This window comes from Elusimicrobiota bacterium (assembly GCA_018816525.1).
Taxonomy (GTDB): Bacteria; Elusimicrobiota; Endomicrobiia; order CG1-02-37-114; family XYA2-FULL-39-19; genus OXYB2-FULL-48-7.
Window position 1 is genome coordinate 1 of sequence record JAHIVV010000028.1, and the last position, 3,231, is coordinate 3,231.

General features: G+C 38.4%; 7 protein-coding genes. All 7 read left to right on the forward strand.

From position 1 onward, the window contains the following. Positions 1–78: 78 nt before the first annotated feature. The 7 genes from KKH91_03305 to KKH91_03335 all read left to right on the forward strand — a co-directional run bounded on the left by KKH91_03305 (position 79) and on the right by KKH91_03335 (position 3,199). The gene (locus KKH91_03305; protein ID MBU0951841.1) at positions 79–492 is read left to right on the forward strand and encodes a secondary thiamine-phosphate synthase enzyme YjbQ; all 414 of its coding nucleotides are present in this window, start codon (positions 79–81) and stop codon (positions 490–492) included. Positions 493–540: 48 nt separating this feature from the next. After that, positions 541–903 carry a ribonuclease HI family protein gene (locus KKH91_03310; protein ID MBU0951842.1) on the forward strand — a complete coding sequence of 121 codons (363 nt, stop codon included), beginning with the start codon at positions 541–543 and terminating at the stop codon, positions 901–903. A 105-nt stretch (positions 904–1,008) separates the two neighbouring features. After that, on the forward strand, positions 1,009–1,599 hold the full coding sequence (locus KKH91_03315) for a hypothetical protein (GenBank protein ID MBU0951843.1): 591 nt from the start codon (positions 1,009–1,011) through the stop codon (positions 1,597–1,599). Further along, positions 1,592–2,269, forward strand: a complete 678-nt coding sequence (locus KKH91_03320; protein ID MBU0951844.1) for a hypothetical protein — start codon at positions 1,592–1,594, stop codon at positions 2,267–2,269. The genes KKH91_03315 and KKH91_03320 overlap by 8 nt, the downstream gene beginning before the upstream one ends. Before the next feature lie 57 nt (positions 2,270–2,326). After that, positions 2,327–2,533, forward strand: coding sequence for a transposase (locus tag KKH91_03325; protein MBU0951845.1), 207 nt, complete (start codon positions 2,327–2,329; stop codon positions 2,531–2,533). A gap of 32 nt (positions 2,534–2,565) precedes the next feature. Then, positions 2,566–2,979 carry an IS3 family transposase gene (locus tag KKH91_03330; GenBank protein MBU0951846.1) on the forward strand — a complete coding sequence of 138 codons (414 nt, stop codon included), beginning with the start codon at positions 2,566–2,568 and terminating at the stop codon, positions 2,977–2,979. Further along, positions 2,963–3,199, forward strand: coding sequence for a hypothetical protein (locus KKH91_03335; GenBank protein MBU0951847.1), 237 nt, complete (start codon positions 2,963–2,965; stop codon positions 3,197–3,199). The genes KKH91_03330 and KKH91_03335 overlap by 17 nt, the downstream gene beginning before the upstream one ends. The last annotated feature ends 32 nt before the right edge of the window (positions 3,200–3,231 follow it).

Here is a 3,231-nt window from a genome sequence, read left to right on the forward strand (position 1 = left end):
CCGGCGGATCTAAAAAACGTGATCAACAAATATTTGACGGATAAATTCGTTCAAATTCAGATAATCCCTGAGAAATAAATGAAAGCACATACAAAATATTTATGGTTTTGCACAAAGAAAGAAAAAGAGTTCGTTAATATTACCTGTGAAGTCCAGGATGCAATAGATGAAAGCGGGGTAAAAGAAGGGCTTGCTTTAGTCAGTGCTATGCACATAACGGCTGGTGTATTTATTAATGATGAAGAAGAGGGCATTAAAGAAGACCTGATGGAGTGGGCAGAAAAAGTGGCTCCTGATTTGCCTAATTACAGGCATCATAGAACAGGTGAATCAAACGGGGATGCGCATTTGAAGAGCACATTGTTTCATCATGAAGTGACCGTGCCTATCACCAAAGGCAAGCTGGATTTCGGCCCCTGGCAGCAGATTTTTTATGCAGAATTTGACGGTCAACGTAAAAAAAGAGTAATTGTTAAAATTTTAGGTATATAGTTAGGAATGTACCAGCCCTAACTGAAATCAGTAACTGGAGAAAACAAAATGAAAAAAGTAACTGTATATTTTGACGGGAACAAGACGCCTCAAGATACCAGCTGCACATTCGTAATCATCGACGCAAAAGACAAACAGCACGAAGAAACAATCAAACTCCCCAATGAAACCACCGTACCCGAAGCCGAATACAGCGGCCTGATAAACGCCCTGAAATCTTTCAAAAAAACTAAAGATGTTGAACTTGATATATATGGCGACAGCCAGCTAATCGTCAGGCAGATAACAGGCGAATACGAATGCAAAAAGGCGGAATTACGTGTTTTAAGAAGCCAGGTTCGCAATTTGCTCAACCAGTTCGCCAAATGGCAGATAACCTGGGTCCCCCGCGACCAAAACAAAGCGAAATAAATAGTAAGTTTAAAAAACTCTTGACTTTCTTGAAAAACTAAAGTATAATATAGTACAAGTGTTTGTATGTTTATGTACATACCATTGTATCTATTGGTGCAATAAATGAACGATTATAGAATTGATAAAAAGGAACTATTTAACGAAATAGCTGCCTGGGATGGTTTGTTAAAAAGAAAAGTGCAGATTATTGCTTGCGGCGGAACGGCTTTGACTTTATTGGATCTAAAGAATTCAACAAAAGACATCGATTTTATGGTTCCCAAACAAAATGAATTTGGTTATCTTATCAAGATATTAAAACAGGCAGGTTACAATCAGGGTAAAAGCGGCGGATGGCAAAGAGACGCCGGTTTTCGTATTGATTTTTTCACAGGAAATAAGATACACACTACTGAACTAATAGAATCACCGCTTCAAAAGAATAATCATCTGCTGATAAAACAATATGGTTATATATATTTGGGCGTTTTGAACTATTATGACCTTATTATAAGTAAATTATTCAGAGGAAGTACTGTTGATTTTCAGGATTGTCTTTTACTGTTTAGAAAGAAACGAGAGGAAATAAACATTAATGTTTTGAAGACTCGTTTTCATAAAACGTCGTCGTTTGATATTTCTGAAGACAAGGTAAATAAGCATTTAGATTCGTTTTTAAGGATGCTTAATGAGGATGGTTTAAAAAATGGATAAGGAAATGCTCTATAAAAATATGGCTTCGCTTGGTTATCAACTCATGCAAACAGATGATTCACAAAATGCCAATGACACATTGGCTGAAATGGTTAAAAGTGATGATGTCCGCCTGCTTGAGGGTTTTCCTGTTGTTCTGCTTAATGCTTTTGAACGCAGTTCATTTAATCAAAAAGAAGTGGAATCCTACTTAAGTACTGCTGAAGAAAAAAAGAAGTTGAAGGAGCTGCTGTTAATAACCTTACTTCTTTTTGAACATTTTGAAGTCAGGACGAGATGGAAAAACGAGTATAGCAGGTCCTTATCTGAAGAAGAAAAGGCTAAATTGACAAAAATGTCAGAGGCACTTAAAAAGAACAATAGTCTTAAGGCGGGCAATTTGGAAATGTCTGCACAGAGGTTAAAAAATACTTTTGAAAATTATTTCAGCAGGCAAAAATCCGACCTTGATGATTTGGTTTTAAAGAAAAATCAATTGAGGCTGGAGTATTCTTTGTCCCAGGTGTTTTCTCCCAAGCAGAAGGAATTGTTTTTTAAAAAATTGCGGAGAGAAAAACTGACAAAAACAGAAGCAGAATATTTTTCGAGAACAGTAAAAAAGAAAGTTTTGGCTCTGGCAAACACAGAACTGCATCAGCTTGCCAGCAAGCTCCTGGAAGAATTTAAATAATATTAGGAGAGAATAAAAACCGGTCAGCCAAACGGAAACGAATGGTATAACAACTTCGTGAATGGCAATCTCTTATACACATGGAAGAGGAAATACGAATCGGACCCGGGAAATGCATTTCCCGGGAAAGGGCATATGAAGCCGCTGGAAGAGGAGAATCGGCGGCTGAGACGGGAACTGGAGCGCGCCCAGCGGGAGCGTGACATCTTAAAAAAAGCCGTAGGCATATTCTCAAAAGACCCCAAGAGATATTCGGATTTATAGCGGAACACAGCGGTGAATTCCGAATCCTGGAGATGTGCCGGGCTTTAGAAGTTTCGCGGGGCGGATTTTACCGGTGGCTTGGGAAATTTAAAAGCCGCCGTGAAATAGAAAACGAAGAATTGCTCATTGAAATACGGGAAGAATTTAAAAAATATCGTGAAACCTACGGAAGCCCGAGTATTGCGGACTCTATCAACGATAAACCGGACCGGAAGGTCAACAAGAAACGCATAGCCCGGCTCATGAGAATAAACGGTATTCGCGCTAAGACAGCCAGGAAATTCAAAGTGACGACACATTCAGACCACAAATATCCGATATCCCCGAACCTGTTGAACCGTGATTTTACGACTACGGGTTTGAATATGATATGGATATCTGACATTACATACGTGAGGACGAAAGAAGGCTGGTTATGCATCAAAAGGGTTGTATGGAAAAACTAAACAGAAAAAGTTTTCAGATTTTAAAGTTGAAGATGATTTAAAACAAAAAGTGCTTGATTATATTAAAACAAACGATAGTATTGATAACGATACCTGCCAAAAAACATTCGAAATTGACAGGGGCAAGGCTTACCGGATTTTGGAAAAGCTTGAAAAAGAGAAACTGATTAAAAGCGAAGGCACAGGGAAAGCAATAAAATACGTTTTAATTCGTGCGTAAGCGTGCGTATTTGAGCGTAAACATGCGCATAA

Bases quoted from the DNA above. Each gene is read 5' to 3' on its own strand.
- KKH91_03310 (MBU0951842.1), top strand. From the start codon at position 541: ATGAAAAAAGTAACTGTATATTTTGACGGGAACAAGACGCCTCAAGAT.
- KKH91_03315 (MBU0951843.1), top strand. From the start codon at position 1,009: ATGAACGATTATAGAATTGATAAAAAGGAACTATTTAACGAAATAGCT.
- KKH91_03330 (MBU0951846.1), top strand. From the start codon at position 2,566: ATGTGCCGGGCTTTAGAAGTTTCGCGGGGCGGATTTTACCGGTGGCTT.
- KKH91_03305 (MBU0951841.1), top strand. From the start codon at position 79: ATGAAAGCACATACAAAATATTTATGGTTTTGCACAAAGAAAGAAAAA.
- KKH91_03320 (MBU0951844.1), top strand. From the start codon at position 1,592: ATGGATAAGGAAATGCTCTATAAAAATATGGCTTCGCTTGGTTATCAA.